This is a genomic window from Streptomyces sp. NPDC053673, from assembly GCF_055585225.1.
In genome coordinates this window covers 1-19117 of record NZ_JBVJKN010000051.1, presented here as the reverse complement: position 1 = coordinate 19117, position 19117 = coordinate 1, and the positions used below count along the sequence as shown (strand labels likewise).

Annotated in this window: 18 protein-coding genes and 1 pseudogene; 11 read left to right on the top strand and 8 right to left on the bottom strand. The window is 71.9% G+C overall.

Going from position 1 to position 19117, the window contains the following annotated elements; genetic code table 11:
• Nucleotides 1-396: 396 nt before the first annotated feature.
• From ACZ6ZQ_RS36160 to ACZ6ZQ_RS36150, 3 genes are all read left to right on the top strand, one after another.
• Entirely contained in the window at nucleotides 397-2484 is a 2088-nt protein-coding gene (locus ACZ6ZQ_RS36160; protein WP_469772768.1) for a YncE family protein, read from the top strand.
• Nucleotides 2485-2654: 170 nt separating this feature from the next.
• Entirely contained in the window at nucleotides 2655-3215 is a 561-nt protein-coding gene (locus ACZ6ZQ_RS36155) for a hydrogenase maturation protease (protein ID WP_469772767.1), read from the top strand.
• 157 nt (nucleotides 3216-3372) lie between these two features.
• Nucleotides 3373-4065, top strand: a complete 693-nt coding sequence (locus ACZ6ZQ_RS36150; RefSeq protein ID WP_469772766.1) for a response regulator — start codon at nucleotides 3373-3375, stop codon at nucleotides 4063-4065.
• A gap of 54 nt (nucleotides 4066-4119) precedes the next feature.
• Here ACZ6ZQ_RS36150 and ACZ6ZQ_RS36145 read toward each other — a convergent pair whose 3' ends face one another.
• From ACZ6ZQ_RS36145 to ACZ6ZQ_RS36110, 8 genes are all read right to left on the bottom strand, one after another.
• Nucleotides 4120-5844, bottom strand: a complete 1725-nt coding sequence (locus tag ACZ6ZQ_RS36145) for a sensor histidine kinase (RefSeq protein WP_469772765.1) — start codon at nucleotides 5842-5844, stop codon at nucleotides 4120-4122.
• Nucleotides 5845-6174: 330 nt separating this feature from the next.
• Nucleotides 6175-6465 (bottom strand): DUF1876 domain-containing protein, encoded by a 291-nt coding sequence (locus ACZ6ZQ_RS36140; RefSeq protein WP_469772764.1) that lies wholly within the window; start codon nucleotides 6463-6465, stop codon nucleotides 6175-6177.
• Nucleotides 6466-6582: 117 nt separating this feature from the next.
• Nucleotides 6583-7041, bottom strand: a complete 459-nt coding sequence (locus ACZ6ZQ_RS36135; protein WP_469772763.1) for a universal stress protein — start codon at nucleotides 7039-7041, stop codon at nucleotides 6583-6585.
• Between the two features lie 116 nt (nucleotides 7042-7157).
• The gene (locus ACZ6ZQ_RS36130; protein ID WP_469772762.1) at nucleotides 7158-8993 is read right to left on the bottom strand and encodes a GMC family oxidoreductase; all 1836 of its coding nucleotides are present in this window, start codon (nucleotides 8991-8993) and stop codon (nucleotides 7158-7160) included.
• Nucleotides 8990-10426 carry a hypothetical protein gene (locus ACZ6ZQ_RS36125; RefSeq protein ID WP_469772761.1) on the bottom strand — a complete coding sequence of 479 codons (1437 nt, stop codon included), beginning with the start codon at nucleotides 10424-10426 and terminating at the stop codon, nucleotides 8990-8992. Before ACZ6ZQ_RS36125 ends, ACZ6ZQ_RS36130 begins: the two co-directional genes overlap by 4 nt.
• The gene (locus ACZ6ZQ_RS36120; RefSeq protein WP_469772760.1) at nucleotides 10423-11109 is read right to left on the bottom strand and encodes a FadR/GntR family transcriptional regulator; all 687 of its coding nucleotides are present in this window, start codon (nucleotides 11107-11109) and stop codon (nucleotides 10423-10425) included. The genes ACZ6ZQ_RS36125 and ACZ6ZQ_RS36120 overlap by 4 nt, the downstream gene beginning before the upstream one ends.
• Before the next feature lie 84 nt (nucleotides 11110-11193).
• Nucleotides 11194-11325 carry a helix-turn-helix domain-containing protein gene (locus ACZ6ZQ_RS36115; protein ID WP_469772790.1) on the bottom strand — a complete coding sequence of 44 codons (132 nt, stop codon included), beginning with the start codon at nucleotides 11323-11325 and terminating at the stop codon, nucleotides 11194-11196.
• A complete protein-coding gene (locus ACZ6ZQ_RS36110; RefSeq protein ID WP_469772759.1) occupies nucleotides 11271-11582 on the bottom strand; it encodes a hypothetical protein in 312 nt (103 codons plus the stop codon). Before ACZ6ZQ_RS36110 ends, ACZ6ZQ_RS36115 begins: the two co-directional genes overlap by 55 nt.
• A 198-nt stretch (nucleotides 11583-11780) precedes the next feature.
• On the opposite strand from ACZ6ZQ_RS36110, the gene ACZ6ZQ_RS36105 reads away from it, so the two are divergent.
• The 8 genes and pseudogenes from ACZ6ZQ_RS36105 to ACZ6ZQ_RS36070 all read left to right on the top strand — a co-directional run bounded on the left by ACZ6ZQ_RS36105 (nucleotide 11781) and on the right by ACZ6ZQ_RS36070 (nucleotide 18960).
• Nucleotides 11781-12113 (top strand): hypothetical protein, encoded by a 333-nt coding sequence (locus ACZ6ZQ_RS36105; protein ID WP_469772758.1) that lies wholly within the window; start codon nucleotides 11781-11783, stop codon nucleotides 12111-12113.
• A gap of 159 nt (nucleotides 12114-12272) precedes the next feature.
• Nucleotides 12273-13370 carry a baeRF3 domain-containing protein gene (locus ACZ6ZQ_RS36100; protein ID WP_469772757.1) on the top strand — a complete coding sequence of 366 codons (1098 nt, stop codon included), beginning with the start codon at nucleotides 12273-12275 and terminating at the stop codon, nucleotides 13368-13370.
• 59 nt (nucleotides 13371-13429) lie between these two features.
• Nucleotides 13430-14052: pseudogene (locus tag ACZ6ZQ_RS36095) on the top strand (FxLYD domain-containing protein).
• Between the two features lie 182 nt (nucleotides 14053-14234).
• Entirely contained in the window at nucleotides 14235-14357 is a 123-nt protein-coding gene (locus ACZ6ZQ_RS36090; protein WP_469772756.1) for a hypothetical protein, read from the top strand.
• Between the two features lie 124 nt (nucleotides 14358-14481).
• Nucleotides 14482-15474 carry a dihydroxyacetone kinase subunit DhaK gene (gene dhaK, locus ACZ6ZQ_RS36085; RefSeq protein ID WP_469772755.1) on the top strand — a complete coding sequence of 331 codons (993 nt, stop codon included), beginning with the start codon at nucleotides 14482-14484 and terminating at the stop codon, nucleotides 15472-15474.
• Between the two features lie 47 nt (nucleotides 15475-15521).
• Complete coding sequence (gene dhaL / locus ACZ6ZQ_RS36080) at nucleotides 15522-16160, top strand: dihydroxyacetone kinase subunit DhaL (RefSeq protein WP_469772754.1); 639 nt, start codon at nucleotides 15522-15524, stop codon at nucleotides 16158-16160.
• Nucleotides 16157-16558, top strand: coding sequence for a PTS-dependent dihydroxyacetone kinase phosphotransferase subunit DhaM (locus ACZ6ZQ_RS36075; protein WP_469772753.1), 402 nt, complete (start codon nucleotides 16157-16159; stop codon nucleotides 16556-16558). Before dhaL ends, ACZ6ZQ_RS36075 begins: the two co-directional genes overlap by 4 nt.
• Nucleotides 16559-16914: 356 nt before the next feature.
• A complete protein-coding gene (locus ACZ6ZQ_RS36070; RefSeq protein WP_469772752.1) occupies nucleotides 16915-18960 on the top strand; it encodes an oxidoreductase in 2046 nt (681 codons plus the stop codon).
• Nucleotides 18961-19117: the final 157 nt, after the last annotated feature.

The window sequence follows — 19117 nt, the reverse complement described above, 5'->3', positions numbered from 1 at the left end:
TCGGCAAGCCGCCCGCGGGCCGCGGGCCGCGGGCCGCGGGCCTCCGTCGTCGCCGCTGGGCCCGCTGAACGAATGCCGAGTCGGCACCACGAGGCGACCGGCCCGCTCGGCGGCGGCACCGCCCGGCTCGGCAGCCCCACCGCGACGAGGCGCACCATCACGATGAGGCCGATGTGCGGGAGCGTGTGCCGACCCGGAGTTCCGCTGGTGACGGGCCCCTGTGTTCCGCCGGGCGGGTGACAGTGCATCAGATCCGATGGGGCGGCTGACCGCCGGAATCCGGCCCCGGCATTCGACAATTGCTGAAAGCACGTCAAAAACCTCACCGGACCAGGTGTTCACGTTGAACACGATGGTCATCCTCTAGGGAACGGTCCGCATCCCTGGGAGGCTCGCATGGAACGCAGGCGGTTACTGCACGCCGGAGCCGGGCTGGTCGTGGCGTCCGTGGCGGGGCAGACGGTGGCCCCGGTCGCAGCGCATGCCGACACAGCCGGAACGACACCCACATCCAGCGCCACGGGCACGGCGAGCAGAGCCGGCACATCCGGCACAGGGGATCACTGTTCGGACCCCGCGGTCTCGACGTACGGCATCGCGACCTACACGGCGGCGATCGTCGGCCTGACCGTGCTCGACGACCGGGCGTACGTGGTGGCACGTGGGCAGAATCCGCCGCTGCTGGGCGAGATCGACCTGGCGGCGAAGAAGCTCACCAGGACGGTCCGGCTGCCCCGCGGCGAAGGCGGGTGGGCCTCGACCGTCTCCGGCGGGCAGGTCTACGTCGGCACGTACCCGTTCCCCGACATCTACCGCTTCGACCCGGCCACCGGCTCGGTGACGCTGATCGGCACGGTGGGCCCGTCGGGCGGCTTCGTCTGGTGTCTCGCATCGGCGCCCGACGGCACGGTGTACGCGGGTACGTATCCGCGCGGCGAGGTCTGGGAGTACTCGCCGACGACCGGCGTCCTGCGCAATCTCGGTGTGGCGAGGCCCGGTGAACAGTACGTGCGGGCGATCGCCGCCGACGAGCGCTTCGTCTACGCGGGCACGCTGCCGCAGGGCCACATCGTCGCGTACGACAGGACGACCGGCGCGAAGCAGTCCATCACGCCGACTCCGTACGGCGGCGCGGCCTGCATGCTCGCGCACGGCGGCCGGGTGATCGGTGGGTTCGGCAGGTCCGTCATCGACATCGCCCCCGACGGCGGCGACGCCCGGGTGATCCCGATACCGGCCACGGAGCGGCTGGTCGACGCGATCACGACGACCTCCGACGGCACGGTGTACTGCATCGGACGCCCGACAGGCACCGTCTACCGGCGCACCGGCGACACACTCGTGCCGGTCGCGGCGCCCACGCCCGCCGATGAGCACCGCGGACTGTTCCCGCTGAAGGACGGGACGCTGCTGGGCGGTGCGGGCAGCGGCCGGCTCTGGTGGCTGGATCTGGCCGACAACACGTCGGACATACTGGAGCTGATCGACACGAGCATGTCAGGACCGGATCCCGTGCAGTCCATGACGTACGGCTCACGCGGAACCGTGCACGTCGGCGGACACTTCTCGATCACGACGCACCGGCCGGAGGCAGGCACGTCCCGTCGGATCCCCGTCGCGGGCGAGCCGAAGCAGCTGCGCATGGCCGGAGGACGTGTGTACGCGGCGCTCTATCCGAGCACCGAGGTGCTGGAGCTCGAACCGGTCCACGGCAGGGTCCGTTCGCTGGGCTTCGTCGACAACGACCAGCAGCGGCCGACGGACATGGCACACGTTCGAGAGGAGGATCTGCTCCTGGTGTCCACCGCCCCGCCGGCCGGGCGGCTCAAGGGCGCCCTGACCCTGGTGGACCGGTCGAGACGCCGGCTCTCGGTGTACCCGGACGTGATCGTCGACCAGAGCGTGATGTCGCTCGCGCTGGACGACCGGCACGGCTGCCGGATCGCGTATCTCGCCGGGGACACCTGGGGCGGCGGAAGCGTCACACCGGCGCGGCCGAGTGCGACGATCGTCGCCTTCGACCTCCGGCGCCGCAAGGTGCTGTGGGAGTTCGCGCCGTTCGAGGGGTACGCGAGCCTGCAGCACATCGAGGTGCACGACGGTGTGCTGTACGGGGTCTACAAGCGGCTCGCGGGCACCTGGTTCGCCATGGACCTCGAGTCCCGGACGGTCCTGCACACGGGAAAGCTGCCGAGCTACGGCGAGCTCAGCGTGCACCGCGGCGAGGTGTTCGCCTCGGTGTTCGGCGGCTCGGTGTACCGGATCGGTCCCGGCCTCGCGGAGGCAGAACCGCTGCTCACGGGCCTCGGTGACGGCTGGTACAACCCGCCCCAGCTGGCCTGGGAACGGTTGTCCTGGCACGCCTGGGGAGTGTCCGGCCGCGATCTGGCGAGGTTCCGGCTCGATCCGGACTGCCCGAGTCTGGAGCGGGCGAGGATCAGCGCGCCGGACGAGGCGATCCTGGAGTCGCTGCTGGCGAACTGAGCGCGCGTGCGGACGCGGGCCCCGGCGGCCCTTCGGGTGCGGTACCCGGAGGACCGCCGGGGCTCGTCCCGTCGAAAAAGGGCGGGCGGTCCCGGCACAGGGGCCGTTCGGCCCATGTACGGGCCGTCCGGGGACGACGAGGCTGGTCACCGTAGTCGGGAGGCAGCACGATGGAACCCCGTTCACGCATCGCCCTCATCGGCCTGGGCCATGACTTCAGGCGCGATGACGGGGTGGGCTGGGCTGTCATCGACACGCTGCGGGAACGGACCGCGGACCGGCCGCTGCCACCGGATGCCGACGTCGCCACCTGCGACGGCGAGCCGGCCCGGCTCGTCGGACTGTGGCACGACGCGGAACTGGCCGTGGTCGTGGACTCCGCGCACGCGTACCCGGACGATCCCGGCCGGGTGACCCGGCTGGATCTGGACGGCGAGCGTCTCGCACAGCCCGAGGACGATCATCCGCACGGGAACGTACTCGGTGAGGCCATCGAACTCTCCCGGGCCCTCGGACGCCTGCCGGGACGGCTCGTGGTGTACGCCGTCCAGGTCGTCGACTCCACAGTGGGCTCCGGGCTCTCCCCCGCCGTCGCGGCCATGGTGGAACCGGTCGCCGGATGCGTCGCGGACGAGATCGCCCGTTACCAGGCGGCGCAGGCCGGGGAGGATCTGCCCGATTCCGCGCACCACTCCGGCGATGTCCTGGCGCACACGAGATCGCCGGACTGATGGAGCTGTGGACGTGGCCGTGGGCGCTCTGCACGGCGTCGGTGACGAGCGCCGGGAAGGGCTCTCGGGGCCGGTGGCCCTGACCGTTCGGTCCTGTTGCGAGGTTTCCGTGGATCCGCGTGATCGAGTGGGCACCACCGACCACCAGGGGGCTCGTATGTCCGAGGCACCGGTCTTCTCCGCGGAGGTGCCCATCCGCGTGTTCCTGCTCGATGACCATGAAGTCGTCCGGCGGGGCCTTCACGACCTGCTCGGCGCCGAATCCGACATAGCGGTGGTGGGAGAGGCGGCGACCGCCGCGCAGGCCCTGGCGCGAGGACCCGCTCTGCGCCCCCATGTCGCGGTCCTCGACATCAGGCTCCCGGACGGCGACGGCATCACCGTCTGCCGGGAGCTGCGGTCGCTGATGCCGGAGGTCGCCTGCCTCATGCTGACGTCCTTCGACGACGAGGACGCACTCCTGGACGCGATCATGGCCGGGGCGGCGGGATACGTCCTCAAGCAGATCAAGGGTTCCGACCTGGTCGCCGCCGTACGCACCGTGGCGACCGGGCAGTCGATGCTCGATCCCGCCACGACCGCGAAGCTCATGGGTTCGCTGCGTGGCCCGGACGCGGCTCGCCAGGACGGGGACGAGCGACTGGCCGTACTCTCGGAGCGGGAGCGGGAAGTCCTCGCACTGATCGGAGACGGCCTGACCAACCGTCAGATCGCGGAGCGTCTCTATCTGTCGGAGAAGACGGTCAAGAACCACATCTCGCATCTGCTGGCGAAGCTCGGCGTGGAGCGCCGCGTACAGGCCGCGGTCATCGCGGCCCAGTTCCACGAGCACGGGGAGCCGCACCACTGAGGCAGGGCATCCGGTGGTACCGAGGGTCACCGCGGCCGCCGGAGCCCTGCGCGGTCACCGTCCGCCCGGCACCGGCACCCGCCACACCAGCCGGGTGCCACTGGAGGTCCCACGGGTCACGGTCAGCTCACCGCCCAGTTTCGCGGCGCGTTCCGCCAGGTTCCGCAGTCCGCTGCGCCTGCCGCCCTCCTCGATGCCGACACCGTCGTCGGTCACCGTCACGGTCAGCGTCCCGGCGTGTGCGACAACCGATACGTCGGCGTTCGCGGCCCGTGCGTGCCGTGCGACGTTGACGAGGGCTTCGCCCAGTACGGCGACGACCTCGTCGGCCACCGGGCGGGGTACGTCGGTGTCGATGAGGCCTTCCATGCGCACGGACGGGGCGAAGCCGAGCGCCGGGGCGGCTTCTTCGACGACCCGTACGGTGCGGAGTCTGAGTCCGGGTGACACGCCCGGGGCCTCGTGCTCACGCAGCCCGAAGATGGTCGAACGGATGATCTTGATGGTGGCGTCGAGGTCGTCGATCGCCCGCCCCAGTCGCTCGGACGCCTCGGGGTGCTGAACGAAGCGCTGGGCGCTCTGGAGCGTCATCCCCGTCGCGAACAGCCGCTGGATGGCGAGATCGTGCAGGTCCCTGGCGATACGGTCGTGGTCGGCCAACAGGCTCATCTGCTCGGCGTCCCGCCGCCGCTCAGCCAGCTCCAGGGCGAGCGCGGCCTGGCCGGCGAAGCCCGACAACGGCGCGGTCTCCGTATCGGTGAAGGGCGGACGGCCGGCACCACGGGCGAGCATCAGCACGCCCCGCAGCGTGTCCTTGTCGCCGATCAGGACGGCGACGGCGGGACCGCAGTCCCTCCACCGCTCCGGCCTGAAGGTCACGCGGGCGTCGTTGGCCACGTCAGGAGTGGTGGTCAGGCCCTCTTCGCTCAGCAACGCCGCGCTGACGAGCGTCCCTTCGTCGCGGGGCAGCACCACGCCTTGATGCCGCTCCACCCCCTCGCCGAGCGCGAGGACGCCGCGCAGGTCCCCGCCCTCCTCCGTCAGATACACGACTCCGACCCGGGCCTCGGTGATCAGCCGGGCGCGGTCCAGCATCATCTCCAGTACCCGGACTTCCGGAGTACCGGACAGCAGGGCGTTGGTGAACTCGGAGCTGGCGGTCAGCCAGTGTTCCCTGAGGCGGGTCTCCTCGTAGAGGCGAGCGTTCTCGACGGCGATACCGGCTGCCACGGCGAGCGTCGCCAGGACCGCCTCGTCCTCCTCGTCGAACTCGGCTCCACCCCGCTTCTGCGTCAGATAGAGGTTGCCGAACACCTCGTCGCGCACGCGGATGGGGACTCCGAGGAACGAATGCATCGGCGGGTGGTGCGCGGGGAACCCCGACGATGCCGCGTGCTCGGACAGTTCCGGAAGTCGCAGTGGCTCGGGATGCCTGATCAGTTCCCCGAGCAGCCCGTGCCCGGACGGCAGGTCACCGATCCGCTCCCGCAGCTCGTCGCTGATGCCGACCGGCAGGAACTGGGACAACTTCTTGTCCTCCCCGATCACCCCGAGGGCACCGTACTCGGCGTCCACCAGTACCACGGCGGCCTCCACGATCTCGCGGAGCACGTGCGGCAGATCCAGCTCCCTGCCCACGGAGAGGACGGCCTCCAGCAGCCCGTCGAGGCGGTCCCTGGTACCGCGGACCTCGTCGATGCGCACCTGGAGCTCTTCGAGCAGTTCGTCGAGCCGCAGTCGAGGGAAGCGGCCCGACTCGCTCCGGTCGTCCCCGCCCATGATTCCTCCGCCGCTGTCGAACGATCATGGTGTGCTGCCGCAGCTTCACGTTAACGCGCATCGGCCACCTGGGCCCGGTAACGCCCGGCTACTGTCCGTGAGATCAGCTACTGTCCGTGTCCGGCGGGGCGGGCTACGCGGGCGTACGTGGGCGTACGGCGGTCGTCCGCCGGGTCATGGTTCCGGGAGCGGACCGACGGTGGTCGCGGATGGCGGCATCCCCCGGAGGAGCCGGCTGCCGTCGGTGAGGGGACGGCCGGGGCATGGGCACCCCGGTGGACGCCGCCGGGGCCCTGTGGACACACAGGGCACCGGCCGTGCCGGCGGGCGTCAGGCCGACACCTCCGGCCAGCCGTACCCGTAGCCCGGTTCGGGCACTGCGCCCATCGATTCCAGATCGCGGTCGGCAGCCCGCATCAGCCGGCGGGCGAGGTCGCTCATCGCGCGGCTCGCCGCGAGCTCGTCGCCGATCTCGGGGACGTCCACGTCCTGGGGGTTGCAGCGGGCGGTGCCGTGGCCGGTGAGCGTCGTCTTGCCGGTGTCGAGCTCCACCCGGGCCCTGGTCGTGCCGTCCTCCTCGGACAGCTGCATGCGGACCCGCCATTCCAGCGTCCGTGTCATGGGGAACCTCCTCACCCGCGTCCGGCCGCGGAATGCCCGTGCGGCCCCGTCCTGCCTTCAGGATCCACCCGTCGGCGGACGCCCGCGCCCCGTGCCGGGGCGTGACGACGGCCGCCGTCACGCGCTCTCGGACGCGGTGGCCTCGGGGCGGACGATGACGACCGGGCAGGTGGCGTACAGGGCGCACTGCTGGCTCACCGAACCGAGCAGCACACGGGCGAACCCGCCGCGGCCCCGGCTGCCCACCACCAGTAGCTCCGCACCCTCCGACGCCTTCACGAGGGCCTCGACAGGGTTGCCGCGCAGCAGGACCTGCCGCACCTGGGAGCCTTCCGAATCGCCCAGCACCTTGCGGATCTCCTCGGCAAGCGATTCCCGGGCCACCTCCGCGTCGAAGCCGGCATCCACCATGGGGGCCGACCACCCGTGCGCTCCCGGCAGCTCGTACGCCTCCACGGCCTCCACCGTCGCCCCGATCAGACCGGCATGCCGGACCGCCCAGCGCAGCGCCTCGTGCGACGAGGGCGAACCGTCGACACCCACCACGACACGCGGAGCCGAATCCTGCCTGTCCATGCCGTTCACCTTTCTCGCGGTCCCGCGTTTCTCGCGGTCCCCGCCCTCCACGCTGCGCGACATGAGGGCAGTCCGCCAGGTGAGGGCCGCCGGGTGGTGTGGGGCGTCCCCGTCCGTCATCGCTCCAGCTGGGCCTCCGTGACCGCCAGTGCCGCCGCCATGATGCTGAGCTGCGGATTCACCTCGGGGCAGCCCGGCAGCACCGAGGCGTCCGTGACCAGCACTCCGTGCACGCCCCGGAGCCGTCCCGTGGCGTCCACGGGGAAGCGCTGCGGGTCGGCACCCGCCGCGACCGTGCCGGTGGGGTGGTAGGCGGAGAGATGCAGCTGCCGTGGGCCCACGCGGGCGAGAACGCCGTCCAGTTCGGCGAGGCTGCGGGCGCGCGGGGCGGTGGGAATGCCCGTGAGGACCTCCTCCGCGCCCGCCGCGAACAGCAGCTCGCCCATCGCCCGTACGGCACGCATGAGCCGGCCCGCGTCGCGGCGGTCCAGGTCGTAGCGGAGCAGCGTACGGTCCTTGCCCAGTACGCGGCCGGACGGGCGGTCGGCGATCATGGCTCCGAGGGTGGCGAGCCGGTCCGCGCTCTCCAGTTCGCGCCGCAGTTCGGCTCCGAGGCCCGGCAGAACGAAGGAGCCCATCCCGGGCGGGGTCGCGGTCGCCTCGATCAGTACGCCACCGTCGTGGTGCTCCTCCACGCCGACGCTCTGCAGTACGCCTTCCCAGGCGGTGACCGGCTCGGCGAAGCGTCCGGCGACACTGGTGGCGGGGTGGACGCTGAGGTTGCGGCCGAGCCGGGGGTGTCCACCGAGGCCCGAGCGACGCAGCAGCGGCGGCGAGTGCAGGGCGCCCGCGGCGACGACGACGAGCGGGGAGAGGATCTCGAACTCGCCGCCGCCCTCCCGTCGTACGCGTATGCCGGCCGCGCGCGGGCCGCCGGGGTGGTCCCCGTCCACGAGGATCCGCCGCACGGTGGCGCCGGTGACGATGCGGGCTCCGGCGGCGCAGGCGTCGGGCAGCACGGAGAGCTGTACGCTCTGTTTGGCGCCGGTGGGACAGCCCACGACGCACTGGCAGGAGCCCTTGCAGCCGGGCGCGTTGCGGCGCAGCGGGCCCGCCTGCCAGCCGAGGCGTTCGGCGCCGGCGAGCGCGATCCGGCCGTTGTTGCCGAGGACGTCCAGTGGCTGGGTGGCCACCCGCAGCGTGCGTTCGGCCTCGTCGAGGTACGGGCCGAACCGTCCGGCGGGAGCGAACCCGAATTCCTTCGCCCAGCGCTCCTGGACGTGGTCCGGAGTGCGGTAGCACGTACCGGAGTTGACGACCGTGGTGCCGCCGACGGCCCGGCCCACGGGCAGCAGCAGGGGCGGGCTGCCCACGGCGACGGTGGCTCCGCCGTCCCGGTACAGCTCGGCGAACCGGTCGAGCGGGGCGCGCCGCCCGAAGGACTCGGTGGAGTGGTGGTGCCCCTCCTCCAGTACGACGACGTCCAGTCCGGCACGGGCCAGGGTCCGCGCGGCCATGGCTCCGCCCGCGCCGGAGCCGATGACCACGGCGTCGGCGGTGGAGCGGGCGGGCCACTCGTCGGCGGGTGTGCAGTCGAGCGGCGGGTCCTTCCGCGTCAGTGCGGGGACGGTTGCGCGCTGCTCGAGCATGCGCTCGGTCCCGGCGGCGAGCAGCACGGGCACCTTGAGCACGTCGAGGAGCGGGGCGAGAGCGGTGCGTGCGCCGAGCGAGCCGAGCACGGCCTCCCGTTCGGCGGGGGTGAGGGCGGCGAGCCTGCGGCCGGTGCGAGCCAGCGCGTACGCGTCGATGACGCGCGCCGCGGACCGCACTCCGGTGCGGGCGGCCGACGGCATCGAGTCGAGCACCGCTTCGAGTCTCGTCGGGACGCGCGCGGGCCAGTGGTCGGTGCCGTCGTCGGCGATGAGGGCGGCCACGAAACCGGTGAGACTCATCGTGTGCCCACCTCCGCGTGAGCGGTGCCGTCCAGGGTCCATTCGGCCTCCGTACGCCAGCCGCCCCACCACCGCTCCAGCAGCACGTGCGCATCGGCGCGCTCACTGTTGCGGCATATCGCCCGGGAGCCGTCCGGGTCGGTGTAGTCGAGCGCGAGGGTGCGCTCCTCGGGCTGGGTGACCTCGACCCGGATGCGGCGCAGGCCCGCGCGGCCGCTCACGGTCCAGACGGGCAGGCCGACGGCGGAACGGAACCGCCCGATCCCGGCCCAGCCCAGCGCCGTGCGCTCCGCCCGTCGTGGCCAGGTGCGGTCGGCCCGGCGCAGGCGCAGGAAGACCAGGGGCGGCAGCCGGCGCAGCCCGGGCCGCATGGAGACGGCCGCGACGATCTCCAGCACGTCTCCCCCGCCGAGGTCCGCGTGCAGCCAGGCCCAGCGGCGCGCGTTGCCGTGCCCGTAGATCCGGGCCGAGGCGCCGGGCGCACCGGTCGGCGTCAGGGTCGTGTCCCCGTACGAGAACGTGCCGTTGTACGAGGCTCGCGCGGCCGGAAGGATCTGGGCGGCGGGCAGCAGTGGGCGCCGCCAGGACCAGCGGGGAAAGGTGAAGAGCGGCGTGTCCGTCGCGTGTTCGTTGAGGTCCCAGCGCAGCCCACCCGCCGAGCCGGTCAGCCGGCCGGGCGTGGCCGAGATCCCGCCGGCGGTGAAGCCGTCCTCGCCGGCCGTCCACTTGGCGGGGCCGAAGCGCGCGTGCCGTACGGGCCCGTCCTTGGGGAAGACCGCGGCCCAGCCGTGGGCGACCGGCTCGGATTCGTCGGTGGGCGCGGTGAGTTCATGGTGGAGCCAGAGGCCGGTGCCGGTCGCCGGGTCGGTCAGGGTCGTGTACCAGACCTCGGTGCGGCCCGGCTCGCCGCTCCAGCGGGATGCCATGAGCGGGGCCGGGTCCTCGCGGCGCGGGAAGCGGAAGCTCGCGAGGAAGGGCACGAGCTGTGTGCTCACAGGGAAGCGGAGCGCTCCCGCGCCGACCCGTGTCCCGGCCCCGTCGTCGTACAGCGTGTACGGCAGTACGGTCATCGACGCGACCGGTCTGCGCGGGGTCACGGACTTCCAGCCGTCGAGGGTGAGCCGGCGGCCGCCGGCGGTGAACGAGAGGCGGTACCGGATGCGCCGTCTCGCGAGCGGTGAGATCTCCAACTCGCCCTCGACGCACGGGTCGTCGGCCCATCCGGCGATGCGTATCCGGCCCGTGGTCCGCGCCTCGGTCGTGCCGAGAAGCCGCATGACGCGGTCCGCCGACACCCGCAGATCGAGGCGGATCCGGCGGGTCCGGTCCTCACCGTCGAGCCGGACCGTGCCGAACATGGTCTCGCTGAACACCGTTCCGCGGCCGCTCGCGCTCGTGTTCTCGCTCGGGCTCGTGTTCGGGCTCGTGTTCACGCGAGGCCCTCCAGCATGATCCGTTCGGTCGCCGTCAGATACGCCTCGGCAGCACGACGCGCGCCGCTCTCGTCACCGGCCGCGACCGCGTCGACGACCGGCGCCAGCCGCCCGTACGCGACTTCGGCGTCCGTGAACGGACCCACGAGCGCGGTCCGCACCGGCAGATAGGCGTTGAACAGGGTGTTGGTCAGCAGAACGTAGACGCGGTTGCCGGTCGCGCGGGCCAGCGCCCGGTGGACCTCGATGTCGGCGAGCTGCACGGCGTCGCCGCCGTCCGCTGCGCGCACGGCGTCCAGCAGGGTGCGCAGCTCGTCCTGGTGCTGTGCGGTGGCGCGGGTCGCGGCCCGCTCGGCGATCAACGATCCGACACTGCGCCGCACTTCGAAGATCTCACCGATCCAGTCCGGACTGTGCCGTACGAGCATGGGCAGCAGATCGGCCCCGCCGAGCCGCGCGTAGTCGCGGACCCGGGTGCCCACTCCGTGGCGGGTCTCCAGGAGTCCGGCCTGGGCGAGGCGTCCGAAGGCGTGCTTGAGAGTGGTGCGGGTGACTCCGTAGCCGTCGGCGAGCCGGCGCTCCGGCGGAAGATAACTGCCGGCCGGATGGCGGCCGGTGAGGATGTCCTCTCGCAGCCGGCTCTCCAGGACATCGACGATGGTTTCGCGGGGCAGTGCCTCCACGCCGTTCCTCCCCAGTGGCTCAGTGGATGAGCCACTCAACCAATCAGGGGCAGCGAAGTCAATGTCCTTGCGGCCCAAGCCTCTTCAGCGCGAGGTCACATGCGTCTTCAGCGCCAGGTGCACCTGGAGCGCCTGGTCCCCGTGGCGCCACTGCTTCCCGATCAGCGCCGAGATCCGGTCGATGCGCTGGTAGAGCGTGTTGACGTGGACGTACAGGGCAGCCGCGGTTCTGGCCAGATCGCCGTCGCAGGCGAAGTACTCCAGTGCCGGACGAGGTCGCTGCCGCGCGCCGCGTCGTGCTCCACCAGCGGGCCGATGGTGCGGGTCACGAACCGGTCCAGCTCCCTGCGGTCCGTCTGGCCGAGCAGAATGCCGTGGATGCCCAACTCGTCGCGGCAGGCGCCCTCGCCGGCCCGGTCCAGGGCCAACAGCACGTCCAGCCAGCGGGCGGCGTCCCGGTACGCCTCGACCACCGCCGCAGCGCCCGGCGGCGCAGCCCGTCGGGGTCGCGGTGCGGCGCGCCCAGCAGGTCGTCGAGGATCTCGCCGCGCAGCCGCTGCTCGACCTCGGCGACCGACCGCTCTCCGAGCAGCATCAACGCGGCCGACTGGGCGGCCCGTTCGAGGGCGTGGACGTCGGTGGCGTCGAGCCGGCCACGTACGAAGAAGAGCGTGCCCGTCCGGTACGACCTGACCGGCCCAGAGGGCGCCCGCCGCTCCCGCGCCCGGGAGGCCGCCGTACGCCACGACGGCCGGGAGCTGCTGACCTCGGCCGACTCGTTCGCCGCGGATCTGCTGAACCTGTCCTGTCCGGCCCGGCTCCTGTACGCGCCGAAGGGCCTGATGGACCAGACCCCGGGCATGAACCCGCCCGAGCTGGTGGCGCACTGGACGGAGCGGGCGCCGCTGCTGACCCCGGAGGAGGTGCCCGACTGCAACCACAGCACGATCGTCATGGGCACCGCCGCGAGGACCGCCGCGGACCGTCTGGTGCAGCCCGGCTGACAGGGGCGTCCACGGCTGTGCACGTCCGCGGCCGGCCCGCATCTTCTGCCCCGCCGAGAAATCGGACATATGGTTCACCTTGATGACCTATCGGCCCAGGAGGCCTTTCCACGGGTTCACGGCTCGCAGGCATTCACTGCACGCCCTGGAGGGATCCGCATGCACCCAGCTCTCAGCTCCGACGTCCTTGCCCGGCTCCGCAAGCAGCGCCCCTATCCGGCGGTTTCGGTAGTGATGCCCACGCATCGACGCGAGCCGGACAATGCGCAGGATCCCGTCCGGCTGCGCAACCTGGTGGCCGAGGCCAAGGAGCAGCTTCAGGCCGATCCGGCCGTTACTCGCGACACCCGGATCGACGTCGTCCAGCAGCTGGACATGGCTCTGTCGGAGATCGACCTGGCCCACGCGGAGGACGGGCTGGTCGTCTTCGCCGCACAGGGCGAGCATGAGGTGTGGACGCTGGGCCGTTCGGTGCCGGAGCGCGTCGTGCTCTCGGACACGTTCCTGACCCGCAATCTCGTCTCGGCGCAGGCCGCCGAGCGGCCCTTCTGGGTGATGGCCGTGTCGTCCGACCGCGTCACCCTGTGGAGCGGCTCGGCGGACCGGGTCACCCAGGAGGACACCGGGGCGTTCCCGATGACCCGCACGTTCGAGAACCCCGACGCCGAGCGCGAGGAGCAGATCGGCGACGTACCGAGCACCTTCACGGACGAGGCGACCCGGCACTTCCTGCGCGAGGCGGACACGGCGCTGGGCGCGGTGCTCAAGGCAGATCCCCGGCTGCTCTATGTGGCGGGCGAGGCGGCGGCGCTCTCACTGCTCGACGATGTCGGCACGGTCGCCCGGCGGACGGCGACCCATGTCCCGCAGGGCGGACTGGCGGCAGGGCCGGCCAACGCCGTGTGGCAGGCCGTGCGCCCGTTCGTCGAGGCCCAGGCGCAGAAGGACATCGAGGGTGTCCTCTCGGAGCTGGACAAGGCCCGTGGCCGGCGGGCCTTCGCCGCCGGGGTCGACGAGATCCGGCAGAACGTCGAGTCCGGCCGGGTCGCACTGCTGGCCGTGGAGGAGAACTACCGGGAGACCGTGCGCGACTCGGGCGGCCATCTGGCTCCCGCGGAGCCGGGGGATATGGACGCCGTCACCGACATCGTCGACGACATCGTGGAGCGGTCGTTGGAGACGGGCGCCGAGGTCCACTTCGTACCGGACGGCACACTCGCCGGGATGGGCGGCATCGCGAGCACTCTGCGCTACTGAGGCAGGGCGCCGGGGGGTGGTGCGGTCACCGGTAGTCAAGGGACGACCCTGATGAGCACGTGTGCGCAGGGCTCATCGGTCAGGCGGCGGGGGGGGGAGCCGCGCTGGCGGTGATCGTCGCGGCAACGGGAACGGCCACGCTGGCGGCGTGCAGCACCGAAAGCGGCAATTCGAGCACCAGTTCGCCGACGCCGTTCAGCCCGCGCCCGACCCCGCCGGACACCTCGGCGTTCGCGGGGACGCCGCCTTCCGCGCTGGCTTCGCTCGAGGCTTCCGCGCGCGCCGCGTCCTCCGCCGCGGCCTCGTCGGTGGCGGCCGCCGCCTCGTCCTTCGAGGCCTCCGTCTCGGCCGAGGTGGCCCGCGCCAACGCGGCGGCGCAGGAGAAGCTCAAGAACCTGAAGGGCGGCGGGAACGCGCTCTCCGATGTCGCGCTCACAGGCAAGCCGACGGCCGCCACCGGCGGCGTCCAGGCCGTCGTGGTCACGATCACCAACAGCACCGGCCAGACGGCGTCGTACGCAGTGCAGGTCGACTTCACCGACTCCGCCGGGAAGGTCGTGGAGAGCCGGATCGTCGGAGCGCAGGATCTCGCCCCCGGGGAGCAGGCACAGCCACTCGCGATCAGCCGCAAGCCCCCGGTATGAATCTGACCCCCACGGTCGCCAAGGCCCAGCGCTACTGACACCGGACGCCCGGTTCCGTGGCCTTGATCGCTTTCCGGCTCATGCTGGGTGTCGCGGTCGGGCTGGACTATCCCATCGCGGCCAGCTACCTCGCGGAGATCCTGCCGACCCGGAACCGGGGACGCTGGTCCCCGTACTGCTGGCGGGCCTCGGCGAGAGCGCGCTGCTGTACGGCATCGCGGTGACCAGCCCGCTCGCCTTCGCTGTCACCCTGGTCTTCCGCGTCGAACCGGCGGGCCGCTCGCTCGACGAACTCTCCGGTAGGGAAGCGGCCGCCGTTTCGCCCCGGGTGACTCCGCCGTAGCGGCCTACCATGTGAGCATCCGTACCGACGCCCGCCATGGCCGGTGTTCGGCACCACGGCACACAGCCCGACCTGCGAAGACCCTGTTCAGAGTGATGATCGCCAGTCTCATCAGGAGGTAGCCATGCGGATGCTCATCAACGTCCCGGAGACCGTCGTCGCGGATGCCCTGCGGGGATTGGCGGCCGCACATCCCGAGCTGGGTGTGGATGTCGAGAACCGGGTCGTGGTCAGGGGAGACGCTCCGGTCGCCGGCAAGGTCGCGCTGGTGTCCGGGGGCGGGTCCGGGCATGAGCCGTTGCACGGCGGGTTCGTCGGGCCGGGGATGCTCTCGGCGGCATGTCCCGGGGAGGTGTTCACGTCGCCCGTGCCGGACCAGATGGCGCGGGCCGCGGCCGCCGTCGACAGCGGGGCGGGCGTGCTGTTCGTCGTCAAGAACTACACCGGCGACGTCCTCAACTTCGACATGGCCCAGGAGCTCGCCGAGGACGAGGGCGTCCAGATCGCCAAGGTGCTGGTGAACGACGACGTGGCGGTGACGGACAGTCTGTACACGGCAGGCAGGCGCGGTACGGGAGCGACGCTCTTCGTCGAGAAGATCGCCGGAGCGGCCGCCGAGGAGGGCGCACCGCTGGAGCGGGTCGAGGCCATCGCGCGGCGCGTCAACGAGCGGTCGCGCAGCTTCGGCGTGGCGCTGAGCGCGTGCACGACGCCGGCCAAGGGCAGTCCCACCTTCGATCTCCCGCCGGGCGAGCTGGAGTTGGGCATCGGCATCCACGGGGAGCCGGGCCGCGAGCGGCGCCCGATGATGACTTCGGGGGAGATCGCGGACTTCGCGGTGAACGCCGTCCTGGAGGACCTGCAGCCGTCCAGTCCGGTGCTGGCGCTGGTCAACGGCATGGGCGCGACACCGCTGCTCGAACTGTACGGGTTCAACGCGGAGGTGCAGCGCGTGCTGGTCGAGCGCGAGGTACCGGTGGCACGGACACTCGTCGGGAACTATGTGACCTCGCTCGACATGGCCGGATGCTCGGTGACGCTGTGCGAGGCGGACGAGGAGCTGCTGCGGCTGTGGGACGCGCCCGTGGAGACTCCCGCGCTGCGCTGGGGCCGTTGATCCGTGGTACGCAACGCATCCGTGGTAAGCAACGAAAAGGAGACGCTGTGCTGGACGCGGGTTTCTTCCGCCGCTGGATGACCGTCACCGCCGCCGCCATGGACCGTGAGGCCGGCCGTCTCACCGAACTCGACTCCGCGATCGGGGATGCCGACCACGGCAACAACATGCAGCGTGGTTTCACCGCGGTGACCACCGCACTGGAGAAGGAGGCGCCGGACACTCCGGGAGCCGTACTGATGCTGTGCGGACGGCAGTTGATCTCGACGGTGGGCGGCGCGTCGGGTCCGCTGTACGGCACGCTCCTGCGGCGTACGGGCAAGACGCTGGGCGACGCGGCAGAGGTCTCCCCGGAACAGCTCGCCGAGGCGCTGCGCGCCGGCGTCGCCGCGGTGGCACAGCTCGGCGGGGCGAAGGCCGGGGACAAGACGATGCTGGACGCGCTGGAACCCGCCGTGGAGGCGCTGGGTGATTCGGCCGAGTCGTTCGCGGCCGCCCGGGAGGCCGCGGAGCGGGGCGCGCTCGCGACCGTACCGATGCTGGCGCGCAAGGGCAGGGCGAGCTATCTGGGCGAGCGCAGTATCGGACACCAGGACCCGGGGGCGACGTCCTCGGCGCTGCTGATCGCCGCCCTCGCGGAGACGGGCGGGACGAGCGGGACGAGCGGGACGGGGGTGAGCTCGTGAGCCAGGTCGGCGTCGTCCTCGTCTCGCACAGCGCGGAGGTCGCGGCCTCGGTCGCCGAGCTCGCCCGGGGACTCGCGGGCGGCGGCGCCACCGCCCCGGTCGCGGCAGCCGGCGGTACGCCGGACGGTGGGCTCGGCACCAGCTCGGAGCTGATCACGCAGGCGGCGATGGCGGTCGACCGGGGCGCGGGCGTCGCCGTCATCGTCGATCTCGGCAGCGCCGTGCTGACCGTGAAGGCACTGCTCGCCGAGGGGGACGAACTGCCGGAGGGGACCAGGCTGGTGGACGCGCCGTTCGTGGAGGGCGCGATCGCGGCGGTGGTGACCGCGTCGGCGGGCGGCGATCTGGACGCGGTGCGGACGGCGGCGGCGGAGGCATACGGCTACCGGAAGGTCTGAGTGTACGCAACCGTTCGCGGTTTGTGATGTACCTGGGCCTGCGGTGGACGGACGACGCGGCCGTGCTCTCCCCGGCGGGGTCTGCGCATGGGGCCGGTCGCCGCGCTGCTCGCCGACCACGAACTGCCGGCCGCGGCCGGGTTGCGCCGGCCGTGGGCGACGGCAGTGACGGAGGTGCTGCGCACACGGGCTGCCGGCCGCCGACGCCACCGGTCCGCGGAATCCGGAGGACCTGGACCGCTGGGCGGCGCCGGCGTAGCGCATGTCACTCCTCAGCCGTTGTGCAACTTGTTGCATAACCGCTCGTCGACGTCTACAAAGGGACTCGACGCACCTTGCGCGAGGAGGAACCCCTGATGACCCCGCCGCCCCCGCAGCCCCAGGCCCCGGCCCCGTACCCGCACCTGCTCAGCCCGCTCGACCTCGGGTTCACGACGCTGCCCAACCGGGTGCTGATGGGCTCGATGCACATCGGCCTGGAGGAGGCGGAGAACGGCTTCGAGCGCATGGCCGCCTTCTACGCCGCCCGTGCACGCGGCGGCGTCGGCCTGATCGTGACCGGCGGTATCGCCCCGAACGAAGAGGGACGCCCGTACGACGGCGGCGCCAAGCTGACCACCGAGGCGGAGGCCGCACAGCACCGCACCGTGACGGATGCGGTGCACGCGGCGGGCGGCCGGATCGCGATGCAGATCCTGCACTTCGGCCGGTACGCGTACCACCCGCAGCTGGTCGCCCCCAGCGCGCTCCAGGCGCCGATCAGCCCGTTCGTCCCGAACGCCCTCACCGACGACGAGGTCGAGCGGACGGTCGAGGACTACGTACGGGCAGCGGAGCTGGCCAAGTCCGCGGGGTACGACGGAGTCGAGATCATGGGCTCCGAGGGCTATCTGATCAACGAGTTCATCGCGAGCGCCACCAATCAGCGCACCGACCGCTGGGGCGGCTCGTACGAGAACCGGGTCCGCTTCCCGCTGGAGATCGTCCGCCGCACCCGTGAGCGCGTCGGCGAGGACTTCATCCTGATCTACCGCCTCTCGATGCTCGACCTGGTGCCGGGCGGCTCCTCGCTGGAGGAGGTCGTCACGCTCGCCCAGGGGATCGAGGCGGCCGGCGCGACGATCATCAACACCGGTATCGGCTGGCACGAGGCCCGTATCCCGACGATCGCGACCTCGGTACCGCGCGGCGCCTACACCTGGGTGACGCGGAAGCTGATGGGCTCGGTGTCGGTGCCGCTGGTCACCAGCAACCGGATCAACACCCCCGAGGTGGTCGAGCGACTGCTCGCCGAGGGGCGCGCCGACATGGTGTCGATGGCGCGGCCGTTCCTGGCCGACCCGGACTTCGTGACGAAGGCGCGGGAGGACCGCGCCGAGACGATCAACACCTGTATCGGCTGCAACCAGGCCTGCCTGGACCACACGTTCAGCGGGAAGATCACCTCCTGCCTGGTCAACCCGCGTGCCTGCCACGAGACCGAGCTGCTCCTCTCCCCCACCAGGCTGCGCAAGCGGCTCGCCGTCGTCGGTGCGGGTCCCGCGGGTCTCGCCTTCGCCGTGTCCGCGGCCGAACGCGGACACGCGGTGACCCTCTTCGACGCCGCCGACGAGATCGGCGGGCAGCTCAACATCGCCAAGCGGGTGCCGGGCAAGGAGGAGTTCGAGGAGACGCTCCGCTACTTCCGTACGCAGCTGGAGCTGCGCGGCGTGGAGGTCCGCCTGAAGACCCTCGTCACGCCGGAGCTGCTCGGCGGGTACGACGAGATCGTGGTGGCCACGGGAGTCTCTCCCCGCACCCCGGAGATCGAGGGCGTCGGCCATCCGAGCGTCGTCAGCTACCTCGACGTCCTGCGGGACGGCGTCGCGGTGGGCGAGCGCGTGGCGATCGTCGGCGCGGGCGGAATCGGTTTCGACGTCGCGGAGTTCCTCACCGACGGCGGCGAAGGTGCGAGCCTGGACCCGGAGACGTACTTCCGGCAGTGGGGCGTGGACACCGCGTACGGGACGCGGGGCGGGCTGCGGGCTCCCGAGCGCCCGAAGCCGCCGCGTACGGTGCATCTGCTGCAGCGCAAGCCCACCAAGGTCGGCGCGGGTCTCGGCAAGACGACCGGCTGGATCCACCGCACCGAGCTCAAGCACCGTGGCGTCACGATGGTCGCGGGAGCGACGTACGACCGGATCGACGACGCGGGCCTGCACATCACCGTGGACGGCACGTCCACGGTCATTCCCGTCGACACGGTCGTGCTCTGCGCAGGACAGGAGCCGCGCCGCGATCTGTACGAGGAGCTGAGCGCGGCCGGGCACACCGTCCACCTCATCGGTGGCGCCGATGTCGCCGCGGAGCTGGACGCCAAGCGCGCCATCGACCAGGGCACGCGGCTGGCCGCGACGGTCTAGGCCGGTTTGAGAACTAGCGCCGTCCGCCCGTAGGGCGGGGCGCGCGGCGTCTGGTGCGTGCAATCGCAAGGCGGTGGGGGCACCTCCCAGGCGCAGCTCTGGGGGAGATCATCCTCGTACTGGACGTACGTGGATGACTCCGACAACGCAGCGTGGG

What these genes read in the sequence shown, in the direction of transcription:
- ACZ6ZQ_RS36150 (WP_469772766.1), top strand. Translation starts at nt 3,373, where the DNA reads ATGTCCGAGGCACCGGTCTTCTCCGCGGAGGTGCCCATCCGCGTGTTC.
- ACZ6ZQ_RS36140 (WP_469772764.1), bottom strand. Translation starts at nt 6,465, where the DNA reads ATGACACGGACGCTGGAATGGCGGGTCCGCATGCAGCTGTCCGAGGAG.
- ACZ6ZQ_RS36135 (WP_469772763.1), bottom strand. Translation starts at nt 7,041, where the DNA reads ATGGACAGGCAGGATTCGGCTCCGCGTGTCGTGGTGGGTGTCGACGGT.
- ACZ6ZQ_RS36130 (WP_469772762.1), bottom strand. Translation starts at nt 8,993, where the DNA reads ATGAGTCTCACCGGTTTCGTGGCCGCCCTCATCGCCGACGACGGCACC.
- ACZ6ZQ_RS36070 (WP_469772752.1), top strand. Translation starts at nt 16,915, where the DNA reads ATGACCCCGCCGCCCCCGCAGCCCCAGGCCCCGGCCCCGTACCCGCAC.
- ACZ6ZQ_RS36100 (WP_469772757.1), top strand. Translation starts at nt 12,273, where the DNA reads ATGCACCCAGCTCTCAGCTCCGACGTCCTTGCCCGGCTCCGCAAGCAG.
- ACZ6ZQ_RS36155 (WP_469772767.1), top strand. Translation starts at nt 2,655, where the DNA reads ATGGAACCCCGTTCACGCATCGCCCTCATCGGCCTGGGCCATGACTTC.
- ACZ6ZQ_RS36160 (WP_469772768.1), top strand. Translation starts at nt 397, where the DNA reads ATGGAACGCAGGCGGTTACTGCACGCCGGAGCCGGGCTGGTCGTGGCG.
- dhaK (WP_469772755.1), top strand. Translation starts at nt 14,482, where the DNA reads ATGCGGATGCTCATCAACGTCCCGGAGACCGTCGTCGCGGATGCCCTG.
- ACZ6ZQ_RS36145 (WP_469772765.1), bottom strand. Translation starts at nt 5,844, where the DNA reads ATGGGCGGGGACGACCGGAGCGAGTCGGGCCGCTTCCCTCGACTGCGG.